We start from the raw sequence: 16,204 nt of genomic DNA, 5'->3' as shown, positions 1-16,204 counted from the left end.
ATTTGAATCATGAGATGAGAAAAATTATTGTGATTGGTTCCCCTGGTTCGGGAAAGTCTACGTTTTCTAAACGGTTAGCTTCTCGGTTAGAAATACCTGTTTATCATTTAGATGTATTGTTTTGGAATCCTGGATGGGTAGAATCTTCAAGAGAAGAACTTAAACGTAACCAATACCAGTTAATCACTCAAGAAAAGTGGATTATTGATGGTAATTACAGAAGCACAATAGATATTCGTATCAATGCAGCAGATACGGTTATACTTTTAGATCGCTCAAGATGGCTTTGCCTATTTAGAGTCTTGAAAAGAAGGATAATCTACCGTAATAAAGTTCGTTCTGATATGGGAGAGGATTGTCCTGAACGAGTACATCCTACTTTTATTAAATATGTATGGAAATTCCCTGAGGATAAGCTTATACCTCTCAAGGAAACATTGGCTAAGGTTCGAGATGATAAAAATGTGTTCGTTTTGACATCAGAATATGAAGTGGAACAATTTCTAGAGTCCTTAAAAGGTAATTGGAATGCACGGATGTAGTTGAAGAAATTAGGTCATGCTATTAGTAAACCATGTCGTACTGTAGGTGAAGAAAATGGAGCATATAGAGTTTAAACAAATATTAGCAGCATTAGGGGAATGGGACACTCCTGTTGATTTTACAACACCCGTCCAGCCAACGAAGAACATTAAAAGGTATTTGGATTATTATGGACTTGATTTCCAAGATGTCGATTTTCATTTTGGTAGTGTACAAGCAAATGGAAAGAAAATTATGGTTCAGATGCATGCCCCGAAAGAAGCGAACGTAACGGTCTTGTTGCTACATGGCTACTTTGATCATGCCGGTCATTTAAAACGGATTATTAAGTATTTAACAGATCAGCAAAAACGAGTGATTGTGTATGATTTACAAGGCCATGGTCTTTCAGGAGGGAAAACGTTATCCACCAAAGAATTTACAAACTATGGTATTACGCTAAAAGTTGTTATAGACAAAATTCAGAGTCAACTACCTCGGCCTTACTATTTGATAGGGCATAGTACTGGTGGAGCCATCATTGTAAATTACCTTCTAAAAAAACGAACCCATCCTTTTGAAAAGGTTATTGTGTTAGCGCCACTTATTCGATCAAATTATTGGTGGGTAACCGTTGCTGGGTACTATGTATTGAACCCATTTTTAAACAAAGTGTTTCGACGGTATCGAAAAAACTCTTCTGATAAAAGTTATTTAAAGTTTGTTAAACGAGATCCTCTACAGCATAATCACATACCTATTAAGTGGTTAGAGGCATTGATAGAATGGAATAAAAGTATTCAACATGCTGAGCCAAGTGATGAAACGTTAACCGTTTTGCAAGGTAACCGAGATCAAACCGTCGATTGGGGTTATAACGTGAAATTCTTGAAGAAAAAGTTTCCGAATGCTGATATTATTCAAATCGATCAAGGTAAGCATCATCTATTTAATGAAGGAGATGATGTTAGTAGAGACGTCTTTCAAATCATTAGTGACAAGTTATAACAATTCAATAGCTAAATAACAGGAAAAAGACTTCTTTAGCGAGAAGTCTTTTTTAATACTTAATTGTGATCAATCATTCGTTTCCTGATGTTTTGTTAGGTAGCGAATATTGAAAAGGTTTTCACAACATCAAAAAAAGGAATAGAATAGTACGATCTTATGAAGAGGGGGCAGACAGTATGGGCGAGAATATTGTTGATTCCTGGAATATACAAAAATATCATCGAGGTACATATATGGAAATCGAAGATGAGATTGCTATTGAATTTGCTTTAACGGTTGTTATTCAAGGGGAAGAGTACGCAACGATGATTTGCTCTCCCAGTGCACTGGAAGAGTTAGTGATCGGTTTTTTAGCATCCGAAGCACTCATTCGCTCTTATGAAGATATTCAATATATACAATTAGATTCAGAATCAGGTTTTGCATACGTGGAATTATTTACTGATTTACCTGAGAGGTCTTATGGAAGGACAAAACGGTTTATCGGTTCTTGCTGTGGGAAAAGTCGTGAATTTTATTTTGATCAAGATGTTAAGACAGCAAAAACGATTATGAAAAAACATGTCCTTTCTGTACAACAAGTTTTTACCTTGATGGATACATTCCAACAGCATTCCGAAGATTTTAAGAGGACAGGTGGCGTTCACCAAGCAGCGCTTGCCAATAGAAATGAACTGTTGTATAAAGCAGTGGATATTGGCAGACATAACGCTCTAGATAAAGTGTATGGATATCTTTTGAAAAATCAAATATCGAGACGTGAAAAGCAGATTGTGTTTAGCGGTCGCATCTCATCAGAAGTACTGGTTAAAGTTTCAAAAATTGGAATAGGAACATTGCTTTCACCCTCCGCACCAACAGATCTAGCATTAAGACTAGCTGAAGACTTGAACATCACGACAGTAGGGTTCATTCGACAAAATCGACTAAATGTGTACACGGGTCAAAGTTATATTCAGGAAGAACCACCTCTTATTGACATCCGGTAAAGGAGGAAATGAAATGAAGGATCATACTGTTGTGAACGTTAATGGAAAGGAATGGTTAGCTGAACCTGGTCAGCCATTAATTAAGTTATTAAATGAAGCGAATGTAGACTTGCCACAAATTTGTTATCACGAATCTTTAGGTCCTATTGAGACATGTGATACATGTATAGTAGCTATTGATGGAGAAATCAAGCGGGCATGCAGTACAAAAGTAGAAGCGGGTATGGTCGTATCGACTGAGGAAGAAATAGTATTTAAAGCACAAAAAGAAGCATTAGACCGCATCATGCAAAATCATGAGTTATATTGTACTGTGTGTGATTACAATAATGGCTCCTGTGAGATACATAATACAGTTGCTCAATATGGAGTCGAACACCAAGGCAAACCTTTTGAGTCGAAACCATATGAGGTAGATCGATCTGGTTCCTTTTACAGATATGATCCAGATCAATGCATTTTGTGTGGCCGATGCGTTGAGGTATGCCAGGATGTACAAGTAAATGAAACACTCACAATAGACTGGGAACGTCAGCAACCTAGAGTCATCTGGGACAATGATGTTCCTATTGATGAATCGTCCTGTGTCAATTGTGGTCAATGTGTTACGGTATGTCCTTGCAATGCATTGATAGAAACAAATATGGAAGGTGAAGCTGGATACATGACAGACCATAAACCTGGCTTATTACGTTCCATGATTGAGTTAACAAAAAAAGCCGAGTCAGGCTATGGGCCCTTATTAGCTGTATCGGATACTGAAGCTGCTATGCGTGAGGAACGAATCGATAAAACCAAAACAGTGTGCACCTATTGTGGGGTAGGTTGTTCCTTTGACGTTTGGACAAAAGGACGTGAAGTGTTAAAGGTTGAGCCGCAACCAGGGTCTCCTGCGAATGATATCTCTACTTGTGTAAAAGGCAAGTTTGGTTGGGATTACGTCAATAGTGATGAGCGTTTAACGAAACCACTTGTAAGAGAGGGAGACCATTTTAAAGAAGTCGATTGGGATACAGCATTAGATCGTATCGAACAGGAGATGACCAAACTTAAAGTAGAGGATGGACCAGATTCCTTAGCCTTTATATCTTCTTCAAAAGCAACAAACGAAGAGTCTTTTGTCATGCAAAAGTTTGCCCGGCAAGTTATTGGAACAAATAATATCGATAATTGTTCCCGCTACTGCCAAACTCCTGCAACAAAGGGTTTGTTTCGTACTGTTGGTCACGGTGGTGATTCTGGATCTATTGATGATATTGCATCAGCAGAACTTGTTATTACTATAGGTTCAAACACTGCTGAATCACACCCGGTATTAGCCTCTCGAATAAAAAGATCACAAAAGTTATTTGGACAAAAGCTATTTGTATTCGATATACGCAAGCATGAAATGGCTAGACGTGCAGATGAATTTTTCAGTCCGTATCCTGGTTCTGATTTAGTTTGGATATCGGCAGTGACGAAGTATATTATTGACCAGGGATGGCACGATGAGTCGTTTATCCATGAGTGGGTAAATGGCTTTGATTCCTATTACCAAAGCCTAGAGACTTTCACGTTAAAGTATGCGTCTGGTGTTACTGGTTTCAGTGAAGATATGCTAAAGCAAATTGCAAAGTCGATTAGTTCAGCTGAGACCGTTACTATTTGTTGGGCAATGGGAGTGACGCAACACCAGCAAGGAAGTGATACGAGTACAGCTATATCCAATCTATTACTTGCAACAGGAAATTACCGCAAAAATGGTGCAGGTGCTTATCCGTTACGAGGACATAACAATGTGCAAGGATGTAGTGATTTTGGAAGTATGCCGAATTTTTTACCTGGTTATGAATTTATTACTGATGATGACGCAAGGGGTCGTTATGAAAATCTATGGGGAGTTGAACTTTCGAGCGAAGTCGGAAAAGATAATCATCAAATGATTGAAGCCATACATGAAGGAAATGTAAAAGGCATGTTTGTACTTGGAGAAGATACCGGTGTCGTGGATTCAAATATTAATTACGTTACGAAAGCATTTGAGAAACTGGATTTCTTTGTGGTGCAAGATTTATTTTTAACGAAAACAGCAGAGTATGCTGATGTGGTGTTACCTGCATGTAGCAGTCTTGAAAAAGAAGGGACATTTACGAACACAGAAAGACGGATTCAGCGTCTGTACCGTGCGATGGAACCGTTAGAGGAAACAAAACCCGATTGGGAAATTTTAACCTTACTTGCCAAGAAATTCGGGTATGACTGGGGATATCACCATCCTGAACAAATTATGGATGAAGCGGCCTTCTTAACACCTTTGTTCGCAGGGGTTACGTACAAAAGATTAGAAGGATATAAAAGCTTACAATGGCCCGTAGCGCCCGATGGATCAGATACTCCGTTATTGTTTACAGAAGGATTCCCCTTTGAAGATAGAAAGGCAAAGTTCTTTGAGATTTCATACCAAATGGACTATTCAACCAATGAAGAATTCGATTTGCACGTAAACAATGGGCGGTTGCTCGAGCATTTTCATGAAGGGAATATGACTTATAAATCACCTGGCATCACTAGAAAAACACCAAATGCATTTGTCGAAGTATCACCTGAACTAGCTGAAGAACGTGGTGTGCAAGAAGGAGCCCTCGTACGTTTAACATCTCACGCAGGAGTAGCAACGACTGAGGTGCATATTACCGATCGAGTAAAAGGAAAGGAACTATATTTACCACTAAATGATAATGGTAAGTCTGCAGTGAACTTTTTAACTGATAACAGTGTAGACAAAGATACCAATACACCAGCTTATAAGGAAATTGCAGTGAAAATGGATGTTTTAAAGAAAAAAGGGAAAAGTCCGATTCCGTACAATAACCATCGAAGAGGAACTCCCCAACCTCAAATTGGTGTGTATGTTGAAAGAAAATGGGCACGTGACGATTATATCTTTCCTGGAAAGAAGGTGAGTGACCATGGCAAAAGCGATAACTAAAATCAAACGCATGGAAATGAACCAGGAGCAGATACGTGCGAAAAAAGCACAAAAGCTTGAGGACGAAATTGCGGATAACGGAGAATCATTAGAAAAGGCCATAGAGTTAATTAGAGCATTGGATGAAGCGGGCATGTTAGAAGCACTTACCGCTTTGGTGAAACACAAAGAAGATGCCATAGAAAACATCGTCACAGAAGCGAATAAAGAGCGCTATTCTAATGTCTTAGAAAATATAAGTGGATTTATGTTCTTGTTAGGAGAAATCGATGTTTCTAAGGTTCAAGAATTATCAACACGTTTGAACCAAGGGATGGAAGGAGCAATGAAAGGAAGTAAAAGGGAAGAGAAAACCTCCGTTATGGATTTAGCTAAAGCTTTAAGGGACCCAGAGATTAATCAGGGAGTGACTATGATGCTTCACTTTTTAAAAGGGTTAGGAAGAGCTCCAGAAAATTAAAGTTATCTATACAATTTCATCCTACCGTTGATAAAAAATCAGCCCCTGCACAAACTATTGATTATAAGGAGGGGTACAGATGAGTAAAAAGAAGAAACATGAATCTCATAATGGTAGTCAAAAAGGCAGACCATATAGCGAAGCGGAAGATACGAAGAATGTAATGGCAAAAGAAGAGCTTGAAAAAGCAATTCACCCAGAAAGAAGTACAATGGATGATGGGTAAGTCAATGCATAATGAGAAGAAGGACGTTTGTTTATTAGACGTCCTTTTTTTTACTTTTAAAGAAAGCATAACTGGCACTTACATGTCGCCTACTTCGAGAAGAGACCAGGCGTTTCGCTTTTTCTTACATATTTTTTGGTCATCATGATATACAATCATCGCTTTACTTAAAAAGGCAGCTAGCCCTTCTTTGTGTTTATCAATGTTTTTCATGAATCGTTCATCTGTTATTACAAATCAGCTAACCCTCTGAAGATGTCAAGAGAGGAATCATAGAAGTTATTTGTAATAAATTGGTGTCATCTAGTTACATTGCGCTGTACTTCAGGATTATGAGGGCCTTGATTCATACGAGTTGCAATAGCTTGTAAATATCATTTGTTTCTTTTCTAATTCTTTTCCAATTTGTGCAGTGTATTGAGATGTCCTTTGTTCAGATTGTGTTACAAGATCATTGGGATACGTTTGACGTACTTCCTCGGCATAGTTCTTTTGGTGCTCTTCTATTTCTTTTATTTCAAATCCTTTAAACATTTCTGTTTTCTCCATTTCCTTGCCATGTTCCAGAGCCTGTATGGATTGCTGTATTTGCTGTAACGAGATACCCATTTCTTTGATAAATATCGTTGAAGCCTTTTGAGGTTTTGATTTGTATAAAGTCGATAACCGGCCGGTGTTATCGATTCAGGCTGTAGTAGTTCAATCTCATCATAATGATGTAGCGTGCGTACGCTCACGCCTACTAAGTTTGTTACTTCTTTTACTTTATACATTTTCACTCACCTCCTAGTTTTTATAGTAGAGTATCACGTTACGTTAGAGTCAATGGAGTATTATAAAAAAAGTTTATGTAACAAACTTAAGGGAATCCAATTTATTAGGTAGTTAAGATAGTCTATCATAAATACATAAAAATTCGATAAATCCCATAAAATTCCTTATTTTGTGTTATCATTTTAATGAACAATTTTATGTGAGAAATTTCAGAATAATCACTATAAAAAGAAGGGTGGTTCTATATGTCCTATCACGAAGTATCCATACGCCCAATGTCTCCGACAGATTTCTTGTTAATGACCAAGTGGCTTCAAGACGAAGAAGTACTTCAATTCTACGGAAATCCTAATGATCCATACTCGTATGAACGCATACTAGAAAAATATAGCCCACGATTGAATGGTGAAGTAAATGTACCTCCATTTATTGTTGAAAAAGATACTGATCCAATCGGTTTTATGCAATCCTACCCTGTAAAAAAAGAAGATGCAGAAGCATGGGGACTACCTGAGAATAAAACTTATGTTGGCATCGATCAATTTATTGGCGAACCTAGATTATGGGGGAAAGGTATTGGAACACAAATGGTCAAACGCTTCGTAGTTGACATAATGATCCAAAAAAATCCTGATGGAATTGTACTAGATCCTGAAGTTTATAATACCCGTGCCATAAAGTGCTATGAAAAATGTGGATTTGAAAAAGTCTGCAAAATTGAGAACGGCAGTAAATGGTTACTTGCGTATTGGAAGTCATCTCAATAGTATAACTATATGAAGGGGTAGGGAGGACAATTTTTTGTAAAGAATGTATGAATTAGTCTGAACATTGTAACCTTCGTTTATTTAATTCATACTATGAAGGTTTACCTAAGTTATAATTCCTTCTGTATATAGGTTTGAAACTAAACATGAGGGGAGTTATTGCTATCGAGAGTGTAATACCTTTTATCTCAATAGGGATTATAGTGCTAGTTATTGGAATAGTTAAATATAGAGATTCCAAAAAAGAGAAAGTCTACTCAAAGAGGAAAGAGATTACAGAGTTGGAGAAACCAAGTGAGAATGCATATGAAAAAGCTAAAAAAGGTAAATCACTAGGGAAAGGTGGGGGACCATTCTAACAAATGTATAATGAGTTTATAATCAATTGGGGTCTACAACCCTAAATAAGGAGATAAGTTTATGGAATCATTCTTGAAACGTGTAGGTACGACTTATATCCCGGTGATGAATGTTCAACTGTCTTCTAATTGGTATCAAGATAAATTAGGTGCTATAGAAAATTTTTGAAATGATGAAAAAGCGATATTAGAATTCGCAAATCAAAGTTTCTTTCTTGTGAAATCTCAAGAAGGACAACATACTCAGTTCCTTGATTATAATGGGAATGATCACTTTACATTAACGTTTGAGGTAGATGGATTGAATAACCTTAAGAGATTTCATGAATACCTTAAGAATAAAGGTGTATCTGTTGGAGAAATGGAAGACCGAGGACATCCGGGCAACAACTTTGTATTTTATGATTTAAATGGAAATACTTTTGACGTGTGGAGTGAGTTAAGTCCAGAATACAAAAACATTGAGAATTGTAACTAGATTCTAGCTTCTTACTCTCATACTCTAGAGATAAGGAAAAACACTACATATAAAAAGTAGAGACAAGTTACTAACTTGTCTCTACTTTAATAGGGAATATTATAAAAGTGAGGGTGTATAAACTACTTTTGAAGGTCCACTTACAACGTCTCTAAATCACTTAAAAGAATTTGCTTGCTGTTTTCATCGGTAATTTCCTTAGCATAAGTATATGCTAATTTTTTTGCAGACGCAGCATTTTCTAGTTGTCCTAATACTCGAAGGGATCGGGAGAAAGCTTCATGAGCACAGCCGATAAAAAAAGGATCAAGCTCCTCACTATATGTTAAACAAAGTTTTGCATAATGGAGTGCGTTTTCCCCTTGTCCCATAACAGCATACACTCGAGATAACTGCCAGTATCCAATCGATAAATTTTGATTTGTATGAGAAGGGACCTGTGTCCAGTGCCATAGTGAAGAATGACATACGTGTATCATTTGATCATTTTCCTCGGATGTGCGATGTTGTTTCTCTAGCAACCTCCAAACATTATTAAAGCAAGATACTGCTAACTCCTTATGGGGAATACCGGTTTGATCTTTCGTCATACTCATGGAACCATCTCCTTAATAAAGGTTGTTTTTCTCTTAATTTATACGTTCTAGGTAGGTGTTGGAAATCCTTCTACATCCTTCAAAAGTCTTAATATTTCCAAAATGTGCTTGTTGGAAGCCTTATTCGTTGATAGATAAAGTATTGCTTTGCTAACGTAAACATGTAAACTCATTGAAAGGAGATTTATCATGAGTCAAGAAAATGAACAAATCGTTTTAGCAAATCGTCCTGAAGGATTGCCGACGCATGAAAATTTCACTTACGAAACGATTGATACGAAGCCGCCTCAAAAAGGGGAGGTAGTTGTAAAAAGCTTATATATTTCAGTAGACCCTTATATGCGTGGTCGAATGAGTGATCAAAAATCTTACGTAGAACCATTTCAATTGAATGATGTTATATCTGGCGGAGTTGTTGGTGAGGTTATTGAATCTCAAGACAATGACTTTGAAGTAGGGGATAAAGTATTTGGAATGTTAGGGTGGAGACGTTTTAACGTAGTTCCGTCCAGTCAAGTACGTAAAATAGACGGTAAGCAGGCACCACTTTCTGCTTATTTAAGTGTCTTAGGATTAACAGGGCTAACTGCTTACTTTGGTTTACTTGATATTGGTCAGCCTAAAGAAGGCGAAACAGTTGTCGTTTCTGGTGCAGCTGGGGCTGTAGGCATGGTTGTTGGCCAAATTGCAAAAATTAAAGGCGCCCATGTAGTCGGGATTGCAGGTTCTGATGAAAAAGTCCGCTATCTAGTAGAAGAATTGGGCTTTGATGCTGCGATTAACTATAAAATGGTAGAAGACGTTCAAGAAGCACTTGCAGGTCTTTGCCCGAATGGAGTAGATGTATACTTCGATAATGTTGGTGGCGAAATATCAGACGCTGTTTTAAATCTACTCAATTCTTTCGCAAGAGTTCCATTATGCGGTGCGATATCTTCCTATAACAGAACAGATGCTGATTTAGGACCTCGAGTTCAAACGAAACTGTTGAAAGCTCGAGCAGGTATTCAAGCATTTATCGTTGGTGATTATGCAGAACGTTTTAGCGAAGGTGCGAAAGATCTAGCTAAATGGTTATCAGAAGGTAAGCTAAAAAATGAAGAAACTATTATTGAAGGGTTTGAGAACATCCCAGAAGCATTTTTTGGTCTATTTCAAGGTGAAAACTTAGGTAAGCAACTTGTAAAAGTAGCAGAGCCAGATCAGGAATAAACTACCCGAACTTTCTACGCTTCATTTAATGTAGTACCAACCAGCACCCCTATCGTAATAGGGGTGTTTTTTCTTTGAAATAGTTCGGATGAACCTAAAGACAGATGAATCAGGCTAGATATGTTCACTTATGATTTCTTTTGTCGATACCATATTCCATACCAGAAAGATTAAATGAAAAATCCTTGTATTAATTAAGCTATCATGCTAACTTGAAATTAGAATGAACGTTCTATCTAAAAGGAGGTTTGCCATTGAGTGAGAAACGAAAACAATTATTGAACGTTGCAGAACAACTTTTTTATGATTATGGATTCCATGGAGTAGGATTGAAACAGATTATCAAGGAAGCCAATGTTGCAACCATGACATTATATAATCATTTTTCTTCAAAGGATCGTTTAGTAGAAGAGTCTATAAAGAATCGAGCAGAACGATACTGGTCCTATCTTAATGCTTCGTTGGAAAAATTAACTGAATCTCCATTTATTTCAATCGTACAACAGCACGGAAAATTTCTAAGGGACGTATCCCCACAAGGTTGTATGTTCTTAAGAGCTGTGGAAGTATATTCTGGTACGGATAATAATATTACTCAGATTGCTCGAGATCATAAAATGAAAGTTCTCCATTTTTTCGAAGAATTGGCTATAAGCAATGAAATAAATGATTACAAAAACTTTGCTTATCAATTTATGTTAATCATAGAAGGCGCAACGTCTATGACCCAAGTAACAAATTCCACGCAAGCAACAGATCACGCCATTACAATGACAAATATGTTGTTAAACCAATACTAACTAACAACGGCATCCTTCCTCAGGATACCGTTTTTCATTTGCATTTTTCTATTTTTCTTCAAAGACTTGTATATCATTACGTTTACTATAAGTTCTTCACAATTATAAGAAGGGTGACTGTGTCAAACTGCTTGCTATAATGAAGGCTATTTTTAATCTGAAAGGTAGAAAGAACGTTCTATCTAAGTTTCATGTGAAGGTGGTATGATGTATGAAATTTACTAGACTCGTTTTTCCTGGTGTATCTATGATTGCGGTCACTTATGGACTTGCACGTTACAGTTACGGGCTTCTTTTACCAAGTATTGATGAGACTTTTCAAATGTCTGATTTGGTTTCAGGTATTATTTCATCTCTTTTTTATCTTGCCTATTGTTTTACGATTATTTTCTCTACTGTTATGACCTCAAAAAAAGGACCAAAACCATTGATTTTGCTAGCTGGTATATTTGCGGTGAGTGGTTTACTCATTATTAGCAGTTCATTATCAGAATGGATGCTAGCACTCGGAGTTCTTCTGGCTGGTGGAAGTACAGGGTTAGTATCACCTCCTTATGGTGCTGCCATTGCCTTTTGGATAAAACAACCTCTTCAAGGAAAAGCCAATACATGGATTAATTCAGGAACAAGTATTGGCATTGTAATGACTGGGGTAGCTGCTATTTTATTAACCCCACATTGGCGTTTGACTTACTTTATTTACGCTATATTGGCACTGGTCATTCTCATATGGAATAAGAAGATTCTCCCAGTACCTGACTCTACGCTTCGCATCCAACAAGGAATTCTTTCCGTACGTGGGTTGAAAGGGGCAACGTCTATTATTACAGGGTCCGTTCTTATGGGGATTTCAAGTGCTTGTTTTTGGACATTTTCTAGAACATATATTGAAGTTGCAGGTAATTATAGTAATCTAGAACTCTCCTTATTTTGGGTGGTTATTGGGGTCTTTGGAATCCTAAGTGGTTTAGGAGGTACGGTTATCGAAAAGATTGGCTTGCAGTCCGCTTATACACTTTTTGGATTACTAATGGGTATTGCCCCAATCTTGTTGTTTATAGAACCAGGGAACATTGTAGTAGCATATGTTGGAGCTGCCCTATTCGGTATTGCGAATTTATTTATGTGTGGGCTTCTCATCGTTTGGGGCATTCGTGTATTCTCATCAAATGCTTCACTTGGGATTGGAGTGCCTTTCTTGATGCTTTCCATAGGTCAAGTGATTGGTTCTGTTTTAGCAGGAACGTTTATAGGTGAGATAGGATATGGTATAACGTTCTGTATATTCGGCATTATTTCAGCAGTTGCCTCTTTTTTAAGAACATCTTAAATTGATAATAGGTGAAAGCACTTGAAACTTTATGGTGATTAGGATAATGTCAAAGGATGCCTTTAACTATATGGGAGGGATGAAGATGAATCGTATCTATTTAAGAGCTATGTATTATACATTTGGTATTGTGATTCTGACGTTGGGGATTGCTTTGACGATTCTTTCAAAACTAGGTACGTCACCTTTTGATGCTCTCCTTGTCGGATTATATAGAACGTTTGGGTTAACCATCGGTAGTTGGGAGATTGTAGTCGGTTTCAGTATGGTTGTTTTTAATGCTATTGCTGAAAAACGTCGTCCAGAAATAATCGCCCTTGTAACATCTTTCCTTACTGGAATTGGGATAGATATATGGATTCATGTATTCGATGGATGGGTTGAGCCCAGTTCCTTGCTCACCCAAATTTTGTACTTACTACTTGGTATGATTGTTTCTGCATTAGGGATTGCGATAAATCTTCAAGCTGAATTTGCTCCCAACCCTTTTGATCGCATGATGCTTGTTGTGAAAAATTTAACCGGGACAACGGTATCATTTTCCAGAGCATTGATTAGTCTTTTCCTCGTCATACTTGCTGCGTTTTTTGGCGGGGCGATAGGTTTTGGGACAGTGTTGATTGCCTTTTTAAGTGGGGCAATCATTCATATGTTTATGAATGTTATTGATTCTCTTGATAGAAAACTTTCAAAATATATTCCCACTATAGAACATTAAAAGGCGCAATTCTTTCATAAAAGAATTGCGCTTATTACTTAGAATTGATGCTAGGGAAGAGTTACAATTTTTCTTCATCTATCCATTTGGTATATTTAGCAGTGCTTACTATTGCTGTTAATAATACCAATAATAACATAATAACCCACATGGCAAGTGTACCTGGCGTATAGGTTTCCATCGCCTGTGCATGGGTGACAACCCAAGTCCCAAATCCAAAGAACATAAGGTAAAAAGCTAAGGAGGGCAAAAACCACAAAATACGATTGAGTTTATTGATAGATATGTTTCTAGAGTCCCAATTCTTATAATCAGCTACAAACGTTAGGATGGTTAAGAGTATAAATGCAAGTCCAATTAGAGCTCCATAAAGAGTGTTATGTAAGAGGTTTTGGTCCGGATTTGACCCTACTGTACCTGTTTGTGCTTGCGATTTTGTATAATAGCGTATACCCAAACCTAGATAGTACACAAGTGTACCGGATAAGTAAATAATTCCTTTTGCTTTCATCAACTCACTCCAATATCATGCTTGTATCTTATGGAAGGCTTTCACATGCGATGCCGTCTCCATCGCGATCAAGTCGGTGTTTATCTTGTTCTGGTCCTCCTGCTGCGGTGAAGAATTGCTGAGCTACTTCTTGTGTGGAGAAATGACTGCAATCTCTATCTTTTCCATTAGGATTGTATGGAAGATCACCTATATTGTTATTCTCTTGGTCATTTTGTTGTGGCTGTTGATCTATCACTTCTTCTCGAAACCCTTCTTCGGTAACATATCCATCTATACTCCATATACCTTTATGTTCAATTTGAGCTTTCTCTTCTGCTCCTCTTAATTGCTCTATGTATTTGTCGTTTGGTGGGTACACATACCCTACTCTAGCTAGTCCTTTAGCGACCACTTTTTTATTGTACATAGTACCATCAACATACACGTAGGCAAGTAAGCGGTCGTACTTATCTCGTTTGGTAGTACCTATTTCCAACGAAATGTGCTTGTTGTTCAAACGTTTTTTTGCGAATGCGGTAGCTTCTGGTCCAAATGGTTGAACTGGTTGACTTGGATGCTTTGTCTCGGGTGTATCAATCAAAAGCATTCGAACTGTGTCTTTTTTACCGTTTATTTTTACGGAGATCGTGTCCCCGTCAATGATCTTTACTACTTCGGCTTGGATTCTCTCCTCATGTTCACTTTGACTAGAAGTAGTAGACGGGCTTGGTGATTCAGAAGCACAGCCTGTAAGTACTAGAGCGAGAATAGTACTTAAGATTCCCTTATGTAGTACATTCATTCGATGACTCCAATCTAATTCTTTTAAATTATTACTTTAACACAAAGGAACCATGGATGAAATTTTATTAATTGTCTGTTTATTTTCTTATTGGAAATAGATTACACTAATTATAATAGAGAAGGAGTGATGATTTATGATCGCAATTATAAACGCTAGTGGCTATGATGGAACAGGTGAAACTTTTGATGAAAGTACCATATTTATAAATGATGGTATCATAGAAAAAATATCAAAGGAAAAGCCACCAGAGAACTATGAAACTATTAATGCAAAAGGAAAAATAGTAACACCAGGTTTAATAGATGTACATACTCATTTAGGTGTTTTTGAACAAGGAATAGGACAAGAAGGACATGATTTTAACGAAACAAGTAATGCAACGACAGCTGAAATAAGAGCGTTAGATGGGATTAATCCTTTCGATAAAGGATTTGAGGATGCCAGGTCTGGAGGAGTAACAACGGTTCAGATTCTCCCAGGGAGTGCAAATGTCATTGGCGGTGAAATGGTTGTTGTAAAAACAGCAGGTACAATTGTGGATGAGATGGTACTAAGAAACCCTTCAGGATTGAAAGCTGCTACTGGTGAAAACCCAAAGCGAGTTCATGGAGGGAAAGGTAAGCTTCCAAACACAAGAATGGGTGTTGCAGCTTTACTACGAAAGAAATTAATAGAAGCACAAAACTATGTAAATGCCCTAGAAAAAGTTGATAAAGAGCGGAACTTGGAGATGGAGCAAATCGCCAAAGTGCTAAACAATGAGATACCTCTCCGAGTACACGCTCATCGATCAGAAGACATAGCCACTGTTCTAAGAGTGAAAAAAGAATTTGATATCGATATCACGATTGAACATGGGACAGAGGGGCATATGATGATAGATTATCTTACAAAACATAAGGATGTAAGCATAGCTGTAGGTCCGACTATGACTTCTAGATCTAAAATCGAATTAGCAAACCGCGGGTGGAATACACTAACAGCGTTTGCCGACGCTAATATCCCATTTACGATTACAACAGATCATCCCGTAGTTACGATTGAGCACCTAATAACTAGTGCTATTATGGGAGTTAAACACGGACTTGACGAAGGTTTAGCTATGCAAGCTCTTACTCTTCATGGTGCCAAACATCTGGGGATTGCAGACCGTGTTGGATCCTTAGAGAAGGGTAAGGATGCTGATTTAGTTATATGGAGTGGAGATCCATTTGACTTACGAAATAGTGTTGAGCAAACGATGATTAATGGGGAATGGGTATTCAATAGCTAGTGCCGTTGAAACAATAATCTACTAAAAGATTGGGCAGTAATATATTCTGCTGAAAATAAAGTATTACTAATGCGATAAACAAGCTTAAAAAATTCGAATCCCAACTGCGTGGATTTTTGATTAGTATTCGTTCCATTATGGAGGTTATTACGAATAAAACGAAGGCAGAAATTACAAAATTATAATAATTGTGAAATTCAGAGATTTTTTCTGCAATCCTCTGTCGCTTATATGAATCACCTGTCGTAAGAGAATAGCTTTCTGCAATACTTCCCCATGCATTGTGTTCATATATATTATCTTTATTTGCATTATATGAGAATCCAAAGGCTAGTTAAGAGATTAGGAAGAGCATGAGGGCCAAAAACGATTAGACATATTAAAAAATAATCACTATCTTTTTTAGAAATGATAATAACC

Annotated in this window: 18 protein-coding genes and 1 pseudogene; 13 read left to right on the top strand and 6 right to left on the bottom strand. The window is 37.4% G+C overall.

What is annotated here, in order from left to right; translation table 11 throughout:
- Positions 1-2: 2 nt before the first annotated feature.
- From GLW08_RS03045 to GLW08_RS21555, 6 genes are all read left to right on the top strand, one after another.
- The gene (locus tag GLW08_RS03045) at positions 3-542 is read left to right on the top strand and encodes a DNA topology modulation protein (protein ID WP_337193886.1); all 540 of its coding nucleotides are present in this window, start codon (positions 3-5) and stop codon (positions 540-542) included.
- Positions 543-597: 55 nt separating this feature from the next.
- Positions 598-1,530 carry an alpha/beta hydrolase gene (locus tag GLW08_RS03040; RefSeq protein WP_160847095.1) on the top strand — a complete coding sequence of 311 codons (933 nt, stop codon included), beginning with the start codon at positions 598-600 and terminating at the stop codon, positions 1,528-1,530.
- A 179-nt stretch (positions 1,531-1,709) separates the two neighbouring features.
- Positions 1,710-2,522 (top strand): formate dehydrogenase accessory sulfurtransferase FdhD, encoded by an 813-nt coding sequence (fdhD, locus tag GLW08_RS03035; protein ID WP_160847094.1) that lies wholly within the window; start codon positions 1,710-1,712, stop codon positions 2,520-2,522.
- Positions 2,523-2,535: 13 nt separating this feature from the next.
- Positions 2,536-5,493 (top strand): formate dehydrogenase subunit alpha, encoded by a 2,958-nt coding sequence (gene fdhF, locus GLW08_RS03030; RefSeq protein ID WP_160847093.1) that lies wholly within the window; start codon positions 2,536-2,538, stop codon positions 5,491-5,493.
- Positions 5,474-5,953 carry a DUF1641 domain-containing protein gene (locus GLW08_RS03025; RefSeq protein ID WP_160847092.1) on the top strand — a complete coding sequence of 160 codons (480 nt, stop codon included), beginning with the start codon at positions 5,474-5,476 and terminating at the stop codon, positions 5,951-5,953. Before fdhF ends, GLW08_RS03025 begins: the two co-directional genes overlap by 20 nt.
- A gap of 79 nt (positions 5,954-6,032) precedes the next feature.
- Positions 6,033-6,179 carry a hypothetical protein gene (locus tag GLW08_RS21555; protein ID WP_202406350.1) on the top strand — a complete coding sequence of 49 codons (147 nt, stop codon included), beginning with the start codon at positions 6,033-6,035 and terminating at the stop codon, positions 6,177-6,179.
- Between the two features lie 78 nt (positions 6,180-6,257).
- On the opposite strand, the gene GLW08_RS03020 is transcribed toward GLW08_RS21555, so the two are convergent.
- The 3 genes from GLW08_RS03020 to GLW08_RS21790 form a co-directional block, all read right to left on the bottom strand.
- Positions 6,258-6,392: a hypothetical protein gene (locus GLW08_RS03020; RefSeq protein WP_160847091.1), complete on the bottom strand. Its 135-nt coding sequence runs from the start codon at positions 6,390-6,392 to the stop codon at positions 6,258-6,260.
- 117 nt (positions 6,393-6,509) lie between these two features.
- Positions 6,510-6,713: a hypothetical protein gene (locus GLW08_RS21795; protein WP_237458268.1), complete on the bottom strand. Its 204-nt coding sequence runs from the start codon at positions 6,711-6,713 to the stop codon at positions 6,510-6,512.
- Positions 6,692-6,952, bottom strand: coding sequence for a MerR family DNA-binding transcriptional regulator (locus GLW08_RS21790; RefSeq protein ID WP_237458340.1), 261 nt, complete (start codon positions 6,950-6,952; stop codon positions 6,692-6,694). Before GLW08_RS21790 ends, GLW08_RS21795 begins: the two co-directional genes overlap by 22 nt.
- A gap of 246 nt (positions 6,953-7,198) precedes the next feature.
- Here GLW08_RS21790 and GLW08_RS03010 point away from each other — a divergent pair, with 246 nt between their 5' ends.
- Both GLW08_RS03010 and GLW08_RS03005 read left to right on the top strand, forming a co-directional pair.
- The gene (locus GLW08_RS03010) at positions 7,199-7,720 is read left to right on the top strand and encodes a GNAT family N-acetyltransferase (RefSeq protein ID WP_160847090.1); all 522 of its coding nucleotides are present in this window, start codon (positions 7,199-7,201) and stop codon (positions 7,718-7,720) included.
- A 420-nt stretch (positions 7,721-8,140) separates the two neighbouring features.
- Positions 8,141-8,557 (top strand): annotated as a pseudogene (locus GLW08_RS03005) (VOC family protein).
- A 140-nt stretch (positions 8,558-8,697) separates the two neighbouring features.
- Here GLW08_RS03005 and GLW08_RS03000 read toward each other — a convergent pair.
- Entirely contained in the window at positions 8,698-9,153 is a 456-nt protein-coding gene (locus GLW08_RS03000; RefSeq protein ID WP_237458266.1) for a hypothetical protein, read from the bottom strand.
- Positions 9,154-9,342: 189 nt separating this feature from the next.
- Between GLW08_RS03000 and GLW08_RS02995 the strand changes: the two genes are divergently transcribed.
- The 4 genes from GLW08_RS02995 to GLW08_RS02980 all read left to right on the top strand — a co-directional run bounded on the left by GLW08_RS02995 (position 9,343) and on the right by GLW08_RS02980 (position 13,213).
- A complete protein-coding gene (locus GLW08_RS02995; protein WP_160847089.1) occupies positions 9,343-10,365 on the top strand; it encodes an NADP-dependent oxidoreductase in 1,023 nt (340 codons plus the stop codon).
- Between the two features lie 254 nt (positions 10,366-10,619).
- Positions 10,620-11,165 (top strand): TetR/AcrR family transcriptional regulator, encoded by a 546-nt coding sequence (locus GLW08_RS02990; RefSeq protein WP_202406351.1) that lies wholly within the window; start codon positions 10,620-10,622, stop codon positions 11,163-11,165.
- Positions 11,166-11,376: 211 nt separating this feature from the next.
- Positions 11,377-12,495: an MFS transporter gene (locus tag GLW08_RS02985; protein ID WP_160847087.1), complete on the top strand. Its 1,119-nt coding sequence runs from the start codon at positions 11,377-11,379 to the stop codon at positions 12,493-12,495.
- An 85-nt stretch (positions 12,496-12,580) separates the two neighbouring features.
- The gene (locus GLW08_RS02980) at positions 12,581-13,213 is read left to right on the top strand and encodes a YczE/YyaS/YitT family protein (protein ID WP_160847086.1); all 633 of its coding nucleotides are present in this window, start codon (positions 12,581-12,583) and stop codon (positions 13,211-13,213) included.
- Between the two features lie 61 nt (positions 13,214-13,274).
- On the opposite strand, the gene GLW08_RS02975 is transcribed toward GLW08_RS02980, so the two are convergent.
- Positions 13,275-13,724, bottom strand: coding sequence for a hypothetical protein (locus GLW08_RS02975; protein WP_160847085.1), 450 nt, complete (start codon positions 13,722-13,724; stop codon positions 13,275-13,277).
- Between the two features lie 28 nt (positions 13,725-13,752).
- The gene (locus GLW08_RS02970) at positions 13,753-14,508 is read right to left on the bottom strand and encodes a thermonuclease family protein (protein WP_160847084.1); all 756 of its coding nucleotides are present in this window, start codon (positions 14,506-14,508) and stop codon (positions 13,753-13,755) included.
- A gap of 136 nt (positions 14,509-14,644) precedes the next feature.
- On the opposite strand from GLW08_RS02970, the gene GLW08_RS02965 reads away from it, so the two are divergent.
- The gene (locus GLW08_RS02965) at positions 14,645-15,784 is read left to right on the top strand and encodes an amidohydrolase (RefSeq protein ID WP_160847083.1); all 1,140 of its coding nucleotides are present in this window, start codon (positions 14,645-14,647) and stop codon (positions 15,782-15,784) included.
- Positions 15,785-16,204: the final 420 nt, after the last annotated feature.

Source organism: Pontibacillus yanchengensis, from assembly GCF_009856295.1.
Taxonomy (GTDB): domain Bacteria; phylum Bacillota; class Bacilli; order Bacillales; family BH030062; genus Pontibacillus; species Pontibacillus yanchengensis_A.
This window is presented reverse-complemented; position numbering and strand designations above follow the sequence as displayed.